Genomic DNA, 17,450 nt, shown 5'->3' with positions numbered 1-17,450 from the left:
TCCCCTCCTGGGCGCTTTATTTTAAAATCCGCAATTCTTCCCATGCCGGAAGCTGTTTAGCCTCGCAAATTAATTTGCATAAATGGATCGAATGTTCGAGCTCTTGTTCTGAAAGCTCTTCTTCATGCCTTTCCATTCTCTCTTTCAGCTCTTGGATTTGTGTAAATAATGACGTCGTCATATTGGAATAAGCCGCTGAATCCTTGTTATAATTTCGCGCAATAACGGATTGAATCATCAATTTATTCAGTTGTTTTTTGCGTAAACGGACAATATGCTTCTTTCTTTCCGCTGAATTGGAAAGCGGGTGAATATCAGATGTCTGTCCAAAGGGATAAGGTACAATGTGATTCGTTATTTTTTTCAGCAGACCGGATAAGACATTGTTCGGCCCCATTTCGATGACTTCCGTGACTCCTTGTAAAAGCAAGTAATGCATTGATTCCGCCCATCTTACCGGCATCGTCATGTGCTGCTTGAGATGTTCGCTGATCGAATTTTTGCTGTAAGGGCGCGCGGTGACATTTGAAATGATCGGCCATGCGGCATCCCGGATGGAATACTGCTGTAATGCACTCTGGAATTGTTCGGATGCCGATCTTATCATTGAACTGTGAAAAGGTGCACTTACATTTAAATAAGTGTATGCCGCCCCCTTATCCTCCGCCATCCTGATGACACGCTCCACAGCTTGCCGATGTCCGGAAATGACATGCTGCCGGTCTGAATTCATGCAGGCTACATCTGCCGGAAAGTCTTCTGTCGACACTTTCGCACACATTTCTTGCAATGTTTGAAGAGAGAGCCGGGTCACAGCAGCCATTGTCCCCTGCTGCTGGGGATCCGCATTTTGCATAAGAATCCCCCTCCGCCTTACAAGTGTAACGGCATCATGAAAAGAAAGGGCGCCGGCACAGACAAGCGCCGAGTATTCTCCTAAGCTGTGACCTGCAAGAAAGCGCGGCTTAACCCCTATTTCTTGCATATACACTTGAAACGCAATCACACTGACTGTTAAAATAGCGGGCTGCGCATTCATTGTTTTTGTTAATTCATTCATATCACCGTTAAAACACAGCTTTTTTATATCCAAGGAGATCGCGTCGCCAGCTTCTTCAAATAATCTTTTTGCGACCGCAAAATCATTCCAAAATTGTTTGCCCATTCCTACAAATTGAGATCCTTGTCCAGGAAATAAAAAGGCAAGATTGTTCATGAGCTCCCTCCGATCGCATTGAACATTGATCCAATATCATACAATATATCCCTTTATATAACATCGTAGCATGATTATAACAAAGGTGTATAGAATACTTTCGAAGGAGTTATTGTTCGATTTCACAAACGAACTGGTTATAATTGTTCATAAAATATAAGATGGAGCTGACACTGAAAAATCAGTCTTAAAGAGAGGTGATGAGAGCCGGGCCGGAAGCCTGTTTCCGACTCTTCTTCACTTAGGGAGCGCCCTTAATGTTTCATATTTTTTGGGTATATAGGCATAATTGTGTCAGAAATTACATCTTTTCTGTTTATTGTAAAAGTTCATTTGTATATCTGTGAAGGATTGTAAACTGGTTGTGCAGGAATGGGATTGGAAGAGGAAAATCTGCAGTGAAATGCGGTGCAGAACATATGGATGATCCTGCTCCATACCGATTGATGCATTCTCAATCGATTAAATTCCGGCTGTTTTTTTGTTTACATTGTTTTGTAACCTTCCGTCAGCATTCACCATCTTGCTTATCAAGAACCCCAATCTTATTTGGACAGAAAAAAACAGCCGCTCAGAATGGCTGTTTTTTATCAGAACTATTGAGCGGTATACCCGCCGTCCATAACGACGGCCTGACCGGTGACGCCTTTTGCTTTGTCGCTGGCCAAAAATACGGCGTAATCCGCAATTTCCTTCACTGACAGCAGCCGTTTTTGGGGAACGAGCGGAAAGATGACGTCCTCCAGCACCCGTTCGTACGGTACATTCCTTGTTGCGGAAATATCCTTTAACTGATTGCGGACAAGCTGAGTGTCCACATATCCTGGGCAAAGCGCATTGACGGTAATGCCGTCAGCCGCGCCTTCAAGTGCGCCGACTTTCGTTAAGCCGATGACGCCATGCTTGGCGCTGTTATATGCCGCTTTTCCGTAAAAGCCGATCAGTCCGTTGACAGACGCCATATTGATGATCCGTCCGAACTGCTGTTTTTTCATGACGGGGAATGCATGTTTCGTGGTGAGAAACGGTCCAGTCAGCATGACGCGGATGAGCCTTTCAAACTGTTCCGCGGGAAATTCCTCGATGGGCGCGATATGCTGAATGCCCGCGTTATTTACGAGAATATCGAGCCGGCCGAATTCTGTCAGAGCTGTTTGAATCATATCGGCCGTTTGTTTTTCATCTGTTACATCACACGTGATGCTGATGGCATGGGCGCCTTCTCCGCTGAGTTTTGCAGCAGCTTCTTTTCCTGCCTGTTCATTAACATCCGCTATGAGAACGGAGGCTCCTTCACGGGTGAATTCTTGAGCGATTTCAAATCCGATTCCTCTGGCTGCCCCTGTCACTACAGCTGTTTTGTGTTTCAGCATTGAATGCATGATGATACCTCCTTATTTCCGCCGGGACGTTAATGCTTCACTGACAGTGAACCGGCCTTCGGTTTTCTCGAGGACTTCCTCTAATGCCGCGCCTTCCTGCAATTCGGTCAGCGTCATACGGCCTTGGCGGAAATCGAATACCGCCAAATCTGTGATCAGCCGATCGACGACCTGCCTGCCGGTTAAAGGCAGCGTACATTCCGATTTCACTTTGGACTCTCCATATTTATTCACATGCTCCATGATGACAACGATCCGTTTTGCTCCGTGAACCAAGTCCATGGCGCCGCCCATTCCTTTAATCATTTTTCCGGGGATCATCCAGTTCGCCAAATCTCCCCGTTCGGACACTTCCATGCCGCCGAGGATGGCGACATCAATGTGCCCCCCGCGAATCATAGCAAACGATTCGGCACTGTCAAAATACGAGGCTCCTTTGACTTCGGTAATGGTTTCTTTCCCGGCGTTAATAAGATCTGGGTCCTCCGTTCCGGCAAGGGGATAAGGGCCGATTCCGAGCAAGCCGTTTTCCGACTGAAGCATCACATTGTAATGATCCGGGATTTCATTGGCGACAAGCGTCGGCATGCCTATCCCTAAATTCACATTCATTCCGTCTTTAATTTCCTTTACTGCCCGTGCGATCATTCGTTTTCTGCCATCTTTCATGAGATCAGCTCCCTTCTTCATGCTTCCCGGACGGTGCGGCGTTCGATCCGTTTTTCTTGTGTTGTGCTTTTGAGCACATGCTGAACAAAGATACCCGGTGTATGAATGTGATCCGGATCAAGCTCACCGATATCGACGATTTCTTCAGCCTCTGCAATCGTCACTTTGCCTGCCATGGCAGCGAGCGGATTGAAGTTTCTCGCCGTCTTTCTGAAAACCAGGTTGCCCAGAGGATCAGCTTTCCAGGCCTTTACGATGGCGGCGTTCCCTGTAATCCCTTTCTCCAGAAGATAGGTGCGTCCTTCAAATGTCTTCTGTTCTTTTCCTTCGGCTACTGATGTTCCGACGCCCGCAGATGTATAAAAACCCGGGATGCCCGCCCCTCCCGCGCGAATTCGTTCTGCGAGCGTTCCTTGGGGAACCAATTCGACTTCCAGCTCCCCGCTTAAAAACTGCCGTTCAAATGTTTTGTTTTCTCCCACATAGGATGCGACCATTTTTTTGATCTGCCGATTTGCAAGCAAGAGGCCCAATCCCCAGTCATCAACACCGCAGTTATTACTGACAACGGTCAGGTTTTTCACGCCGCTGTCCCTGATCGCGAGAATTAATTGTTCTGGAATGCCGCACAGGCCGAATCCTCCTGCGATGAGGGTGTCTCCGTCTTTGATCAGTTCAGCAGCTTCTTTAAACGAATCCATGATTTTCCCTTTTCCCATATTCGCTTCCCCTTTCTGTTTTGGCTACACAAGGCCCGTCAGACTGTAAATACCGATGATGACAAACACAGCGGCTGTTTTAATGACGGTAATGGCAAAGATATCTCTGTAGGATTGGCGGTGAGTCAACCCTGTGACCGCGAGCAGCGTAATGACGGCGCCATTATGCGGAAGAGTGTCCATCCCGCCGGAGGCCATCGAGATCACCCGGTGCATGACTTCCGGCGGGATGTGAAATGTATGGATTGCTTCTGTATACGCTGCGGACATCGTACTTAAAGCGATGCCCATTCCTCCTGAGGCCGACCCTGTAATCCCGGCAAGCGCAGTGGTCGTCACAGCTCCGTTGACAAGCGGATCAGTAAACGTCTGCGATATGCCGCTGCTGACTGCTTTGAAGCCGGGAAGTGCTGCAATGATGCCGCCAAATCCGTATTCGGCTCCTGTATTCATTGATGCCAGCAAGGCGCCCCCGATGCCCTCATTCAGTCCTTCCTTCAAATTGAAGAGCACTTTTTTCCAATCGAACAAAATCGTTGTCACGATACCGATGAACAGTGCGAGCTCTACTGACCAGATCGCAGTGACGGAGGAAAGATCAATCTTTCCGAACGCTTCCAAGCCGAGCGGCGCAAAATCAAATCCGTCGGGATACCAATGCGGGAGCCATATCGTGAAGCATTTGTTCAATACCCCGACAAGGATAAGCGGAATAAAGGCGAGCACTTGCCGCGCGGTACTGGGTTCTGCCTCCTGCGGTAAATCAGGCGTGTTTTTTTCATAAGCCAGACCTGAGGATTCCTTTGCAGCGGAAACTTCAGATGGAAACCCAGCATAGCCTTCTCCTGCATCGGCCGCTTTCTTGCGCCGGAATTCTAAATAAAACATCCCGGCCGTAAGCACAAACGCTGCACCAATCAGTCCGAGCCAGGGAGCGGCATAAATGTTTGTTTTAAAAAATGCTGTCGGAATGACATTTTGAATTTGCGGTGTGCCGGGAAGCGCATCCATTGTAAATGTAAAAGCGCCCAATGCAATCGTTCCGGGTATCAGACGTTTGGGAATATCAGTTTTCATAAATAGGTTTTTAGCAAACGGATAGACGGCAAACACCGCTACGAAGAGACTGACGCCGCTGTACGTTAAAATCGCACCCATTAAGACGATGGCGAGAATGGCTCTTTTTGCTCCCACAAGCCTGACGATTGTTTTTGCGATCGACTCGGCGAGCCCGGATATTTCAACAACCTTGCCAAAAACAGCCCCCAAAAGAAATACGGGAAAATACAGCTTAATAAAGCCAGCCATCTTCTCCATAAATATATTCGAGAAGAAAGGAAGCACGAAGCTCGGATCTGTCAGAAGCACAGCAAACAGCGCGCAAATCGGGGCAAATAAAATGACTGAAAAACCTCGGTAAGCCGCAAACATCAGCAAACATAATGCCAATAAAATAATGACAATGTCCACAAATCCCCCTCTTTTCTGCTTCATGATAGCAAACGCTTACAAGTTGATTCGAAGGAAGAAAATGCAACAACCATGCCAAGCTTACATCATGCTTCGTTTTCCGTATAAACGGAAGTTTCCATTTTGGCGGAAAGAAAAGGAAGCCCTTGTTCCGTTATATTGAATGGCTGAGCGATGAGTTTTTTTGGATATGAGAGAGAGGATTTTTGCTTTATAAATATGTATTCTTTTTTCTTTCATTTATTTCCTGCAGGAGGAACCGGTCAAATCCCGCCCTCCTGCATGGTCATTCAGCCGACGACAACCGGAAGCTCTGTGAGTGACCTAAAACCAATGAGCTTGCGGTATTCAAGCCCGGGTGCGGCCAGCCGAAGCTTAGGCATCCGCTCTAACAGCGCGAGAATGGCTATTTGTGCTTCAATGCGCGCTAATCGTGAACCTACGCAAAAATGGGCGTTCTTTCCGAATGCAAGATGCGGATTCGGTTTTCTTTCAATGTCCATTTTGTGAGGCTGATCGAATATGCTTGGATCGCGATTGGCTGCGCCTAATAGGATATATACCTGTTCTCCTTTTTTTATGATCTTTCCATTTATTTTGCAGTCTTCTGAAGCGGTGCGGGCTGTCAGCTGCGTAGGGCTGTCATAACGCAAACATTCCTCGACTGCAGTTTCAATAAGCGAGGGGTTTTCTCTCAGTGCGCTAAGCTGTTCAGGGTGTTTCAATAAAGTATACACACCGTTGCTTATGAGGTTTACCGTCGTCTCGTGTCCGGCTATGATAAGTAATACACATGTCGCGAGTACTTCCTCTTTGGATAGCTGTTCTTCCATAATAAACCTGCTGATCAAGTCTTTCTGAGGCTGGATTTTCCGCTTGTGAATCAAATCTCTGAAATATGACGTCATCCTGCCTGCGGTGCCGCTTGCTCTGACTAATGTCTTTCTTGACCGGGTAAAATCAATGGCCTGAATGACGTCTGCCGTCCATTGTCTGAATTGATATCTCTCCTCTTTCGGCACTCCGAGTATCTTCGCAATGATGAGGCTTGCCAATGGAAAGGCAAACTCTGAAACAAGGTCTGCGGTTTTTTTGTTTTGGACTTGATCCAATAAGTCATGAGCCGTTTCTTTTATACAGGGGCGGAGTGATTCCGCCGTCTTTGCGGTGAATTCTTTCCCTATAACCATCCGCATCCGCTTATGGTCTGATTGATTTTTAAATAACAGCATATCGTGCTGGATATGCGATAGATTTTGATATTTCGTTGATGTTTCCGGAAGAGGAACTCGGTTTTTAAACCGGGTGTCTTTCAGAATCGCTACCGCCTCTTTATACCCGGTGACATACCAGCCCGGATATTTTAATACAGTTCCTTTATAAACAGGATCAATGGCCCGCAGGTTGTCATAAAACGGGTAAGGGTCATTCCAAAAATCTGATTCCGCCTGAAGGGACGGATGTGAAATTGATACGCCCGCTGTCATCTTATACCTCCGTTTTGCAGGCGGATTGTAAGCCGGCTTTCATTTCTTCGACGGATTCAACTTCAAAACCTAGATCATGGAGCATTTTATGATCCTCTGTTTCGTGCTGGCCTGAGGTTGTTAAGTAATCGCCGACGAATATGGAATTTGCTGCATACAAACCGAGCGGCTGCAGTGAACGAAGATTGACTTCCCGGCCTCCTGAGATACGGATTTCTTTTGCAGGATTGATAAAACGGAACAAAGCGAGCACTTTCAGGCAATATACCGGGTTTAATTCGCTTACCCCTTCTAACGGAGTTCCGTCAATCGCATGCAGAAAATTAACCGGGATGCTGTCGGCGTCAAGCGCTTTCAAGCTGTTCGCCATATCAATGACGTCCTGTTTCGTCTCTTTCATGCCGACGATGACACCCGAACAAGGTGACATCCCTGATTGTTTCGCCATTTGTACCGTATTGACCCTGTCGTCATACGTGTGTGAGGTCGTAATGTTTGCGTGATTTCTTTGTGACGTATTGATGTTATGATTGTAGCGGTCGACTCCTGCCTGTTTCAGCCGCTCCGCCTGTTCCGGCTTCAACAGACCGAGGCATGCGCAGATTTTTAAACCGTACGTTTCTTTTATTTCTTTGACAGCATCAACCACTTGGTCTACTTCTCTGTTTGACGGTCCCCGGCCGCTGGCGACGATGCAGTATGTTCCTATATTCAGGTCATGGGCGCGTTTTGCCCCTTTAAGCAATATATGCTTATCCACCATCCGATAAGACTCAATCGGCGCTTTTGATATTGCAGATTGTGAACAGTACCCGCAATTTTCGGGACACAGGCCTGACTTTGCATTCATAATCATATTCAGCTTTACCTTTTTTCCGTAAAATCGTTTTCTGATATGAAAAGCGGCATGCATCAGCAATAAAAGATCCTCATCAGGACAATTTAAAATGGCCAGCGCTTCCTGGTTCGTTACTTCCGCCCCGTCCAGCACTCTCTCTGCAAGATCCATCCATTGATTCATGTTTATCTCCCCATTTGTGTCAGATTCATGAAAGAGGAAACATCTATATGTTTCTCAATCATGTGTTGAATGTTTTCTGCTGAAACGAGATCCAGCTTTGGTGTGATTCCCAAAATCGGAACTTTGCATAATGTTTCAATCATGCTCGGGTTTGTCTTTTCGTCCAGCCCCGGCCGGCTCTTTACGCCGTTGATAATAATACCGAGAACCTCTATCCCCATGTTTTTCGCATATTCAACGGTTAAATACGTGTGGTTGATGGTTCCGAGATCAGGCCTGGCCACAATCACTGCCGGCAGTTCCAAGGCTTTTATCAGATGACTGACTAAATAATTTTCACCAAGCGGGACGGAAATGCCGCCTGCCCCTTCGACGATGAAACACTCATGACGATTTTTGATCTTTCTCCAGTGGGCCGTGACCTCTTCCATGCTCACGGATTTTCCTTCAAGCATGGCGGCCGTGTACGGTGCAAGCGGCTCTTTCCATTCAAATGGCGTAATCTCTTCATGAGACAGTGCGGTTTGTGACATGTCTTTCAACATCGAGGTGTCACTTTCCGGATGAGTCCGCGGCACCCCGCTTAAAAACGGCTTAAACACTCCGACATCCGCACGTTTCTGCCTGAATGCCGCGGCTAGTCCGCAAGAGACGATAGTTTTTCCGACGCCCGTATCTGTTCCTGTGACAAAAAAACTTCTCATTTGTTTATATTCAGCTCTTTTCTAATGGAATCAAATGCTTCTGTAAGCCCATCTATGTCCTGTAAGCTGCGGTCCGCCGTGACGGTCAGCCTGATTCTGCTTTCACCGTCAGGAACGGATGGCGGGCGGATGGCCGGGGCGCAGATTCCCTTTTTCTCCAGCAGTGCAGCAACTGAAACCGCTGTTTTTGCATCACCGATGATGACGGCGATGATTGGTGTATCTCCGCCTCTTACGGTAAAACCCATATCGGCCAGACGGGTTTTGATCGTTTTGACAGACGACAGCAGTTCACGGCGCGTATCGTACATATCTGATATGATGTCAAATGCCGTATGGGCAGCCGCACAAATTGCCGGCGGAAGGGCCGTCTGAAAAATAAACGTCCGCGCATGATTCAGCAAAAAATCAATGAAAATGTTTGACCCTGCGGCAAAACCTCCTTCCGTTCCGACCGCTTTACTTAACGTGCCGATGACAACATCAGGACAAACACCAAAATATTCACTGGTTCCCCCGCCGTTTTCCCCGAGTACTCCGGTTGCATGCGCGTCGTCTGCTATCACAAATGCCTGATACTGCTTTGCAAGCGCCATTATGCGGTCAAGAGGCGCAATGGTGCCGTCCATGCTGAAGACACCGTCCGTGACGATAAAGCGGCGGTTCCTGGACTGGACGGAGGCAAGTTTTTCCTCAAGATCAGCCATATCAATATGGCGGTACACGATGGTTTCCGCTTTCGATAAACGGCAGCCGTCAACAATGCTCGCATGGTTCAATTGATCGCTTAAAATGACATCGCCTTTTTGCGGCAGTGAAGCAAGCACGCCTATATTCGCCAAGTAACCGCTGGAAAACAATAAAGCAGCTTCCGTCTGTTTAAAATCTGCGATTGTTTGTTCAAGTGTTTCATGCCAAAAAGTATTTCCTGTCGTTAACCGGGAACCGCTGCTTCCTGCTCCGAAGCAGTTTAGCGCCGTTTGCGCGGCTGTGATCAGGCGCTCATCTTTAGACAGGCCTAAATAGTCATTGGATGCCCAGATCTTTTCCCCTTTGTTTTTGAGAGCGGTTTCCTGTTTCCGCAGCGTCCGATACAGCCCGTCTCTTTTCACCGCATCGAGCCTTTCGAAGAGCCATCCGTCAAAATCCACGGCCGGTCACCTCGGCTATCGCTTCTTTCATAATGGAGATCATGGCTTTTAACTGATCAGTCGTGCTGGCGAGCGGCGGAAGAAAGGCGATTACGTCTCCGAGCGGCCTCGTCAGCATACCGAGCTCTCTCATTTTCAAAGACACCTTATATCCAACACGCTTTTCAGGCGGATAAGGCTGTTTTGTCCCCTTATCCTGCACGAGCTCTATGCCGCACATGAAACCGAGCTGGCGGACATCGCCGACATGGGGAAGCTGCTTCAGATCATGAAGAAGCATCGCTGCCGTTTTTGATTTTTCGGCGACTTGTTCAACGATGCGCTCTGATTCAAATAAACGGAGATTTTCAATTGCCGCGGCACAGCCCAGCTGATTTCCTGTATAGGAGTGGCCGTGGAAAAATGTTTTCATGTTTTCATAGTCATCATAAAAAGCTTCATAAATCGCTTCTGCGGCAAACGTCACGGCGATCGGCAAATAGCCTCCCGTAATTCCTTTCCCTGCGGCCATCAAGTCCGGCTGGACATTTTCATGCTCACAGGCAAACATTTTTCCGGTGCGGCCGAACCCCGTCGCCACTTCGTCAACGATCATCAAGACATCATATGCCGTACACAGCTTTCGTACGCCTGCCAGAAAGCCTTCAGGCATGACGATCATGCCGGATGCGCCTTGCACCATCGATTCAATCGTAAGTGCGGCAATCTCTTCGTGATGCTTTGCAAGCAGCTGTTCGAGCGCGTTCAGACATTCATCCCGGCACTGTACGGGGTCGCCGCTTTCAGATCTGTATACGTAAGGAATCGGCGCTTTGTAGCTTTCAAACATCAGCGGGCCGTATACATGGTGGAAGAGTTCAATAGAACCGACGCTGACCGCTCCGATCGTATCGCCGTGATAGCCGTTCTGCATCGAAATGAATGTCTGCTTTTTGGGCCTCCCTATGTTTTTCCAGTATTGAAAGGCCATTTTCAGAGCGATTTCCATTGCTTCCGCTCCGCTGTCAGAGTAAAAAACACGTGTCAGATTTTCAGGTGTAATGCCCGTCAGCATCTCGGCAAGTTCTGTCGCGGGAACATTCGTCATGCCCAGCAAGGTCGAATGAGCGATTTTTTTAAGCTGTTTTTGAATCGCCTCATCCATTTCTTTTTTGCGGTGGCCGTGTACATTGAGCCATACTGAGGAAAAGCCGTCATAGTATTCTTTGCCGCTTGTGTCTTTCAGCATGATTCCGTTTCCACTTTCAATCATTAACGGATCCTCATCGTAATCTTTCATTTGTGTGAAAGGCAGCCAAAGATGCTTTTTGCTTTTTTCAATCATTGATTGTTTCATATGTTCCCCTCCCGCTGAATGAATACAGGCTGTTTCTCTAAAAAATGGATACAGCTCTCTGTATCTGTGATTCCATCTGTAAAGAAAATCCGGCAGCCGCTCTCATCGCCGTCATTCTTCATCTTGGTAATCCGCTGATAGCCCAGCTCTTTTGAGGCAACGTAGCCCGTTATGTAATCAGGGTCATCTGACCAGCACACTTCAGCTATGATTCCCGGATGCGCGCAAACCTTTGCCGCGATGGCATGTGCTTCTTTGATTCGTGAATTTTCCGGCATGTTGTGATCTAAAGCCCATTTTTGAAAATCGTGTGCCGGCCAATCCATTCGGGATACCCGCACACCTCTTTCTCTTCTGCCGTCAATGCGTTTTCCTGTCCGGATGTCAAACAGGACCGCTCCTCTTGCTTCTGCATATTCCGCGATGTTTTGATAGGCTTTCTCTATCATGCGCGGAGGAATTCCTGCTTTTTGCAAAAGCGTCCGGGCGATTGCTTGTCCTTTCTCTGCCGTATCTGTTTGATGTACGGTAATCGGCAAAGGGCGGATCGTTTTGATCGGTTCATTGACACTTTCAAGCTGGATCTGCATAAAATCAGGTGTCCCTCTTGAATGCGAGAAGCCTTTATGTAATAAGCCATTCACCGCTTCCTGTATTCCGCTGTAAGTGATAAGCCGTTCTCCGCCGGAAATGTGTTTCCCGCCCTGTTCATGAGAGGCATTTCGGGAAGCTCTCATTCTGACGCTGTAATATGTTTCTTCCTCCATTCCTTTCCCCTCCTTTCTCTTGCCTTGAAAAATAATGTTAACCAAAATAATTAAAGGTTAACACTTATACAGAATATTAGTGCCCCTCTCGAAATATGTCAACCTAATCTATCAAACTGTTAACTTAACGTTTTCATGTTTTGTTCATATTTTAGTCATTGTTTTTTCAAGGCTGTCCGCTAAAGTAATCGATATCAACAAATATGACAGCCATCCGCATCTTATTATGAGGGGAGGTCACCGTTATGCTGAAAGGAAAAATAAAGACATTAGGCCGTTTCTGCACGGTAGGGGCCGGCAATACGCTGATCGATTTTGGGGTCTTCTTTCTGCTTACTGCCTGCCGTGTCCCTTATCTGCCGGCACAGATCTGCTCTTATTCGGCTGGAATGATCAACAGCTATGTGTGGAACCGGCATTGGACGTTTCGTGTAAAGCGCAAGGCTGACGGGAAAGAGATCATGCGCTTTCTCATCATTAATCTTACCGCGTCGGGGATCACCTTTTTGCTGCTGTACGCGTTTCAAAAAGGCGGCTGTTCGCTTTTGGTGAGTAAGCTTGCCGCCACTATCGGCGGAATGATGATGAATTTTATCGGAAACCGAATCTGGGTATTCGGAGATTCGCTGAAAAACATACAGGATCAGGAGTGAAGATGAATGAGAAAAAAAGTGAGAAAAGCGGTCATTCCCGCAGCGGGTTTAGGAACGAGATTTCTGCCGGCGACAAAGGCGCAGCCGAAAGAAATGCTGCCGATCGTTGACAAACCGGCAATCCAATATATTGTAGAAGAGGCCGCCGAGTCAGGGATTGAAGATATTCTGATTATTACAGGAAGAAACAAGCGCTCGATTGAAGATCATTTTGATCGGTCGGCGGAATTGGAATTCAACCTGCAGGAAAAAGGCAAGACGGAGATGCTGAAGGAAATGCAGCAGATTGCCGAATTGGCCAATATTCATTACATCCGCCAAAAAGAGCCGCTCGGCTTAGGCCATGCGGTGCTGTGTGCGGAGCATTTTATCGGAGAAGAGCCTTTTGCCGTTCTCTTAGGTGATGATATTATGGTATCTGACACTCCCGCGCTCTCGCAGCTCATAGACGTCTATAACCAACACGGCACAGAAACGATCGGCGTACAGCCCGTCGATCCTGCCGATGTCAGCAAATATGGTATTATACAGACGGGGCAGCAGAACGGTCATGTGTACCAGGTTGAGGATCTGATTGAAAAGCCGGCTGTTGAAAAGGCGCCCTCTCACATCGCCGTGATGGGCCGTTACATATTAACCCCTGCCATTTTTAAAGCGCTGAAGACGATCGGAAGAGGCGCAGGCAACGAAATCCAATTGACAGACGCGCTGCGCGAAGTGTGCCGTACCCAAAGTATCTATGCGCGGGAGCTCGAAGGAAGACGGTTTGATATAGGCGACAAGCTCGGCTGTTTTAAGGCCGGCACGGAGATCGGGCTGCTGCGGAAGGAAATGAGACCGAAACTCTTAGCTTATTTAGAAGAGGTGTTAAAAAGAGAATCTGAAGAAAACGTACGTTAAAAAATAATTTGTAACCATTTTGCTTGTCAATCAGTCATATAATTGGGTAAAAAGATAAAGAGGTTGTGAACAGTGTGGGCAATTTTATTAGTGAAATATTATCCTGGCTGACAAGTATGGGCTATTTCGGGATTGCGCTCGGATTAATGATCGAAATCATTCCGAGTGAAATCGTTTTGGCCTATGGAGGCTATATGGTGTCAGAAGGCACGATCAGTTTTATCGGCGCCGTTATCGCCGGCGTGATCGGGGGAACGATCGCGCAGTGCTTTATTTACTGGATCGCCCGTTATGGGGGGCGGCCGTTTTTGGACAAGTACGGCAAGTACTTACTGCTGAAAAAGCATCATATTGATGTTGCCGAAAACTGGTTTCGCCGTTACGGCGCGGGTGTAGTATTCTCGGCCCGATTTATCCCGGTCGTCAGACACGCGATTTCCATCCCGGCCGGCCTCGCGAAAATGCCGCTTTCCAAGTTTGTCACCTTGACGACGCTTGCGATTATTCCGTGGTCTGTCATTTTCGTTTATCTCGGGTATCAGCTCGGCGGACAGTGGAAAGATGTAGACAGCTATGCCGGAATGTACACGACTCCGATCATTATATTGGCTCTTGTATTTATTGTTGTTTATTTTGTCGTGAAAAAGATGAGATCAAGACTATGAAAAAAAGACTGCATAGAAGAACGGCCGCGGGCCGGATCTATGCGGTCTTTTTTATTTATACCGGGTATACGGGGTGTTTCCGGTGTGTGAAAGTCAGTTGTTTAGACATGTAAGCAGTGAGGCGTTTATTGAGTTCGTCCCGCAAGGAATCAGCGGGAACGATGCCGTCAATCACCATTTCAGAGGCAAGACGGTAAAGGTTAATGTCTTCCTTGTATTCATCTCGCTTTTTCTGAATAAAGGCCGGCCTTTCTTCTGGAGCGAGTTCGCTGATTTTGTTTGCGTAGACCGCATTTACCGCTGCTTCTGGCCCCATTACGGCAATTTGCGCAGTCGGAAGCGCTAAGCAGCAATCAGGTTCAAAAGCCGGGCCCGCCATCGCATATAATCCCGCACCGTAGGCTTTTCTGACAATAACGGAAAGCTTCGGAACAGTCGCTTCCGCCATTGCGGAGATCATTTTTGCGCCATGCCTGATGATGCCCGCCTGTTCAACCTTCGTTCCGATCATAAATCCGGGGATGTCTGCCAAAAACAGAAGCGGAATATGAAATGCATCGCACAAAGCGATGAATTTTGCGGCTTTATCCGCCGAATCAAGAAATAAAACCCCGCCCTTGACACGCGGCTGGTTGGCGATAATGCCGACCGGCTGTCCGTGAATCCGTGCAAGTCCCGTTATTAATTCCTGCGCAAATAACGGTTTAATCTCAAAAAAAGAGTCTTCATCGATGACACGTTCAATTAAATCCAGCATGTTGAACGGTGCGTTTTGATGTGCCGGGATGACATCTGAGAGCGGTTTTTCAAAATCTTTCGGGTTCTTGGATTCGCTGACAGGCGCTTTTTCCGTATAATTTGCCGGAAAGTAGCTGAGATATGTCCGCGCCATCGTGATTGCTTCCTGTTCCGTCCGGGCGAGGAGATCACCGCAGCCTGATACGGAACAATGCATACGGGCGCCGCCCATTTCTTCAAGCGAAACTTTCTCACCGATTACCATTTCCGCCATGCGCGGTGAGCCTAAGTACATGGATGCATTGCCTTCCACCATAATGACAATGTCGCAAAAGGCAGGAATGTAAGCGCCGCCCGCAGCGGAAGGGCCGAACAATAAACAGATTTGCGGTATGCGTCCCGACAGCTTTACTTGATTATAAAAAATGCGGCCGGCTCCCCTTCTGCCCGGGAACATGTCGACCTGATCGGTAATTCTTGCACCTGCTGAATCGACTAAGTACAGAAGCGGACACTGCAGCTTTTCAGCCGTTTCCTGAATGCGGATGATTTTTTCCACCGTCTTCGCGCCCCATGAGCCCGCCTTTACGGTTGAGTCGTTTGCCATCACACAAACGGTTCTGCCGCTGATGGTTCCGATCCCGGTGACAACCCCGTCGGCCGGCAGTCCGTCTGACATGCATTCGGCGAAAAAAGCGTCTTCAACGGATATGCCGTCATCGAATAGAAGCTTCAGCCTGTCTCTTACAAAAAGTTTTCCCTTTTTTTCGTTGCTTGCGTGATATTTAGCCGCTCCTCCCTTTTCAATCGTTTTGCTGCGTGTCTGCCGTTCTTTTTCGTAATCCATCCGAGTCCCTCCAAGTTTTATTTTCCTTTGTATTCAGGGGGTCTTTTTTCTTTAAAGGCGCGCAGCCCCTCTTCTCTGTCAAGTGTCGGGATGACTTGTTCATATGCTTTTCGTTCGATTTCGAGCCCTGTATTGAGATCAGTCTCCAGCCCTTTGTTTATCGCGAATTTTGCTTGTCTGACGGCGATCGGCCCATTGGCGGCGATGCGGCCGGCCAGTGCTTTTGCTTTTTCCAAAAGTTCTTCGGTTTCACATACATGCTCGACCAGCTTTATGTCTTTTCCCTCTTGGGCCGTGAGCCTCCGGCCGGTATAGATCAACTCTTTTGCCGCACCGGGTCCGATAAGCCTAGGCAGTCTCTGTGTTCCGCCCGCCCCGGGTATGATCGCAAGGCCTGTTTCAGGGAGGCCGAGGCCCGCCCGGCTGGCGGCGATTCTGATATCGCAAGCGAGGGCGAGTTCAAGTCCGCCGCCGACTGCCGTTCCATTCAGCGCTGCAATGACCGGCTGCGGGAGTGCTTCAATTGAGGCGGCGGTTTCACCGATACGACTGACGCTTTGTTTGACTTGTTCATGATTCATCCCCGCTCTTTCTTTTAAATCAGCACCGGCGCAGAATGTGTTTCCGAAGCCGGTGAGAATGACACATCGAATGGATGGCGAATTTTTGATGTCTGTAATCACACGCTGTAAATCATCAATCATTTCTGATGACAGTGAGTTGGCCGCATGCGGGCGGTTCAGCATGATCAGGCCGATTGTTTCTTGACAGACGGAAAACAATACACAATCTCCCATGGCTTCTCCTCTCTCTCATTTCGTTCTGAAGACCTGCAGGTTTCTGCTTGGCAGGTCTTTGCCGATTTTATCCCCGATCCAGCCGGCGGCTTCAAGTAGTTTATTCATGTCCGTCCCGGTATCAATCCCCATTTGTTCAAGCATATAAATGACGTCTTCAGTGGCGGCGTTTCCTGCTGATCCCGGAGCATACGGACAGCCGCCAAGCCCGCCTGAGGAGGTGTCAAAGGATGTAATCCCCATATCAAGAGCGGGAATGATATTTGCAAGAGCCGTGCCTCTTGTATCATGGAAATGGAGTGCGATTTTTGAGGCGGGAATTCTCGGTAAAAGAGCTTCAAGCACGGCTATGACCTGCAAGGGGTTCGCCGCGCCGATTGTGTCGCCGAGTGATAATTCATCAACGCCCATTTCAAGAAGCGTGTCTGTGAGCCGGATGACTTGTTCGATCGGTACGTTTTGTTCATACGGGCATCCGAATACGGTGGAAAGATAAGCTCTCGTTGCCATGTTTTCAGATTTTGCTTCAGAAATGACCTGCCTGAGCTCTTGAACGGTCCGGTCAATCGGTTTGTTGACGTTTTTTTGGTTATGGGTTTCGCTTGCTGATAAAAACACACAGGCTTGATCAATTCTGCCTTCTGCCGCATGCTCCAGCCCGATGAGGTTTGGAACGAGAGCCGCGTATACTGTATGTTCTGTTCTGGCAATTCCCTTTGCAACGTTCAGACTGTCACGCAGCGCCGGAATCCACCTCGGATTCACGAATGAAGTCACTTCGATATAGGAAAGTCCTGTTTTTGAAAGCATATTGATCCACTCAATCTTATCTTCTGTATCCACCCACGCGGACTCATTCTGCAGGCCGTCACGGGGTCCCACTTCGTTGATGCGGACATGCTTCGGACAGTTCATTCTGCACCTCCCG

Annotated in this window: 16 protein-coding genes and 1 pseudogene; 3 read left to right on the top strand and 14 right to left on the bottom strand. The window is 48.1% G+C overall.

Going from position 1 to position 17,450, the window contains the following annotated elements; genetic code table 11:
* Nucleotides 1–16 precede the first annotated feature (16 nt).
* The 11 genes from fabD to Y79_RS0100510 all read right to left on the bottom strand — a co-directional run bounded on the left by fabD (nucleotide 17) and on the right by Y79_RS0100510 (nucleotide 11,922).
* Nucleotides 17–1,216 (bottom strand): ACP S-malonyltransferase, encoded by a 1,200-nt coding sequence (fabD, locus tag Y79_RS0100565; RefSeq protein ID WP_016935947.1) that lies wholly within the window; start codon nucleotides 1,214–1,216, stop codon nucleotides 17–19.
* Between the two features lie 596 nt (nucleotides 1,217–1,812).
* Nucleotides 1,813–2,598, bottom strand: coding sequence for a 3-hydroxybutyrate dehydrogenase (locus Y79_RS0100560; protein WP_016935946.1), 786 nt, complete (start codon nucleotides 2,596–2,598; stop codon nucleotides 1,813–1,815).
* A gap of 12 nt (nucleotides 2,599–2,610) precedes the next feature.
* The gene (locus Y79_RS0100555; protein ID WP_016935945.1) at nucleotides 2,611–3,267 is read right to left on the bottom strand and encodes a 3-oxoacid CoA-transferase subunit B; all 657 of its coding nucleotides are present in this window, start codon (nucleotides 3,265–3,267) and stop codon (nucleotides 2,611–2,613) included.
* Nucleotides 3,268–3,284: 17 nt separating this feature from the next.
* Nucleotides 3,285–3,986, bottom strand: coding sequence for a CoA transferase subunit A (locus Y79_RS0100550; protein WP_016935944.1), 702 nt, complete (start codon nucleotides 3,984–3,986; stop codon nucleotides 3,285–3,287).
* A gap of 24 nt (nucleotides 3,987–4,010) precedes the next feature.
* Entirely contained in the window at nucleotides 4,011–5,456 is a 1,446-nt protein-coding gene (locus Y79_RS0100545) for a GntP family permease (RefSeq protein WP_016935943.1), read from the bottom strand.
* A 290-nt stretch (nucleotides 5,457–5,746) separates the two neighbouring features.
* A complete protein-coding gene (locus Y79_RS0100535; protein ID WP_016935941.1) occupies nucleotides 5,747–6,943 on the bottom strand; it encodes a cytochrome P450 in 1,197 nt (398 codons plus the stop codon).
* Between the two features lies 1 nt (nucleotide 6,944).
* Entirely contained in the window at nucleotides 6,945–7,964 is a 1,020-nt protein-coding gene (gene bioB / locus Y79_RS0100530; protein ID WP_016935940.1) for a biotin synthase BioB, read from the bottom strand.
* Nucleotides 7,965–7,966: 2 nt separating this feature from the next.
* Nucleotides 7,967–8,668 (bottom strand): dethiobiotin synthase, encoded by a 702-nt coding sequence (gene bioD, locus Y79_RS0100525; RefSeq protein WP_016935939.1) that lies wholly within the window; start codon nucleotides 8,666–8,668, stop codon nucleotides 7,967–7,969.
* Nucleotides 8,665–9,819: an 8-amino-7-oxononanoate synthase gene (gene bioF, locus Y79_RS0100520; protein ID WP_016935938.1), complete on the bottom strand. Its 1,155-nt coding sequence runs from the start codon at nucleotides 9,817–9,819 to the stop codon at nucleotides 8,665–8,667. Before bioF ends, bioD begins: the two co-directional genes overlap by 4 nt.
* Nucleotides 9,809–11,155 carry an adenosylmethionine--8-amino-7-oxononanoate transaminase gene (bioA, locus tag Y79_RS0100515; protein WP_016935937.1) on the bottom strand — a complete coding sequence of 449 codons (1,347 nt, stop codon included), beginning with the start codon at nucleotides 11,153–11,155 and terminating at the stop codon, nucleotides 9,809–9,811. The genes bioF and bioA overlap by 11 nt, the downstream gene beginning before the upstream one ends.
* Nucleotides 11,152–11,922 (bottom strand): 6-carboxyhexanoate--CoA ligase, encoded by a 771-nt coding sequence (locus Y79_RS0100510; protein ID WP_016935936.1) that lies wholly within the window; start codon nucleotides 11,920–11,922, stop codon nucleotides 11,152–11,154. Before Y79_RS0100510 ends, bioA begins: the two co-directional genes overlap by 4 nt.
* A 203-nt stretch (nucleotides 11,923–12,125) precedes the next feature.
* Between Y79_RS0100510 and Y79_RS0100505 the strand changes: the two are divergent.
* The 3 genes and pseudogenes from Y79_RS0100505 (at nucleotide 12,126) to uptA (ending at nucleotide 14,140) form a co-directional block, all read left to right on the top strand.
* A pseudogene (locus tag Y79_RS0100505) lies at nucleotides 12,126–12,575 on the top strand (GtrA family protein).
* Nucleotides 12,576–12,581: 6 nt separating this feature from the next.
* On the top strand, nucleotides 12,582–13,475 hold the full coding sequence (gene galU, locus Y79_RS0100500) for a UTP--glucose-1-phosphate uridylyltransferase GalU (RefSeq protein ID WP_016935934.1): 894 nt from the start codon (nucleotides 12,582–12,584) through the stop codon (nucleotides 13,473–13,475).
* 74 nt (nucleotides 13,476–13,549) lie between these two features.
* Nucleotides 13,550–14,140 (top strand): undecaprenyl phosphate transporter UptA, encoded by a 591-nt coding sequence (uptA, locus tag Y79_RS0100495; RefSeq protein ID WP_016935933.1) that lies wholly within the window; start codon nucleotides 13,550–13,552, stop codon nucleotides 14,138–14,140.
* A gap of 55 nt (nucleotides 14,141–14,195) precedes the next feature.
* On the opposite strand, the gene Y79_RS0100490 is transcribed toward uptA, so the two are convergent.
* From Y79_RS0100490 to Y79_RS0100480, 3 genes are read right to left on the bottom strand one after another with little or no spacing between them, the layout of a single operon-like run.
* Nucleotides 14,196–15,725 carry an acyl-CoA carboxylase subunit beta gene (locus tag Y79_RS0100490; RefSeq protein WP_016935932.1) on the bottom strand — a complete coding sequence of 510 codons (1,530 nt, stop codon included), beginning with the start codon at nucleotides 15,723–15,725 and terminating at the stop codon, nucleotides 14,196–14,198.
* A 17-nt stretch (nucleotides 15,726–15,742) separates the two neighbouring features.
* Nucleotides 15,743–16,522, bottom strand: a complete 780-nt coding sequence (locus Y79_RS0100485) for an enoyl-CoA hydratase (RefSeq protein WP_016935931.1) — start codon at nucleotides 16,520–16,522, stop codon at nucleotides 15,743–15,745.
* A 15-nt stretch (nucleotides 16,523–16,537) separates the two neighbouring features.
* Nucleotides 16,538–17,437, bottom strand: a complete 900-nt coding sequence (locus Y79_RS0100480; protein WP_016935930.1) for a hydroxymethylglutaryl-CoA lyase — start codon at nucleotides 17,435–17,437, stop codon at nucleotides 16,538–16,540.
* Nucleotides 17,438–17,450 lie beyond the last annotated feature (13 nt).

Origin of the sequence: Bacillus siamensis KCTC 13613 (assembly GCF_000262045.1) — a bacterium.
In the GTDB taxonomy this organism is placed as follows: domain Bacteria; phylum Bacillota; class Bacilli; order Bacillales; family Bacillaceae; genus Bacillus; species Bacillus siamensis.
The sequence above is the reverse complement of the archived record's forward strand: the minus strand, read 5'-3'. Positions and strand labels throughout refer to the sequence as shown.

Excerpts from the sequence above, each read along its gene's own strand:
- bioD (WP_016935939.1), bottom strand. The coding sequence starts at position 8,668 with ATGAGAAGTTTTTTTGTCACAGGAACAGATACGGGCGTCGGAAAAACT.
- Y79_RS0100560 (WP_016935946.1), bottom strand. The coding sequence starts at position 2,598 with ATGCATTCAATGCTGAAACACAAAACAGCTGTAGTGACAGGGGCAGCC.
- Y79_RS0100485 (WP_016935931.1), bottom strand. The coding sequence starts at position 16,522 with ATGGGAGATTGTGTATTGTTTTCCGTCTGTCAAGAAACAATCGGCCTG.
- fabD (WP_016935947.1), bottom strand. The coding sequence starts at position 1,216 with ATGAACAATCTTGCCTTTTTATTTCCTGGACAAGGATCTCAATTTGTA.
- Y79_RS0100535 (WP_016935941.1), bottom strand. The coding sequence starts at position 6,943 with ATGACAGCGGGCGTATCAATTTCACATCCGTCCCTTCAGGCGGAATCA.
- bioB (WP_016935940.1), bottom strand. The coding sequence starts at position 7,964 with ATGAATCAATGGATGGATCTTGCAGAGAGAGTGCTGGACGGGGCGGAA.
- Y79_RS0100550 (WP_016935944.1), bottom strand. The coding sequence starts at position 3,986 with ATGGGAAAAGGGAAAATCATGGATTCGTTTAAAGAAGCTGCTGAACTG.
- Y79_RS0100510 (WP_016935936.1), bottom strand. The coding sequence starts at position 11,922 with ATGGAGGAAGAAACATATTACAGCGTCAGAATGAGAGCTTCCCGAAAT.
- Y79_RS0100490 (WP_016935932.1), bottom strand. The coding sequence starts at position 15,725 with ATGGATTACGAAAAAGAACGGCAGACACGCAGCAAAACGATTGAAAAG.
- bioA (WP_016935937.1), bottom strand. The coding sequence starts at position 11,155 with ATGAAACAATCAATGATTGAAAAAAGCAAAAAGCATCTTTGGCTGCCT.
- Y79_RS0100555 (WP_016935945.1), bottom strand. The coding sequence starts at position 3,267 with ATGAAAGATGGCAGAAAACGAATGATCGCACGGGCAGTAAAGGAAATT.
- galU (WP_016935934.1), top strand. The coding sequence starts at position 12,582 with ATGAGAAAAAAAGTGAGAAAAGCGGTCATTCCCGCAGCGGGTTTAGGA.
- Y79_RS0100480 (WP_016935930.1), bottom strand. The coding sequence starts at position 17,437 with ATGAACTGTCCGAAGCATGTCCGCATCAACGAAGTGGGACCCCGTGAC.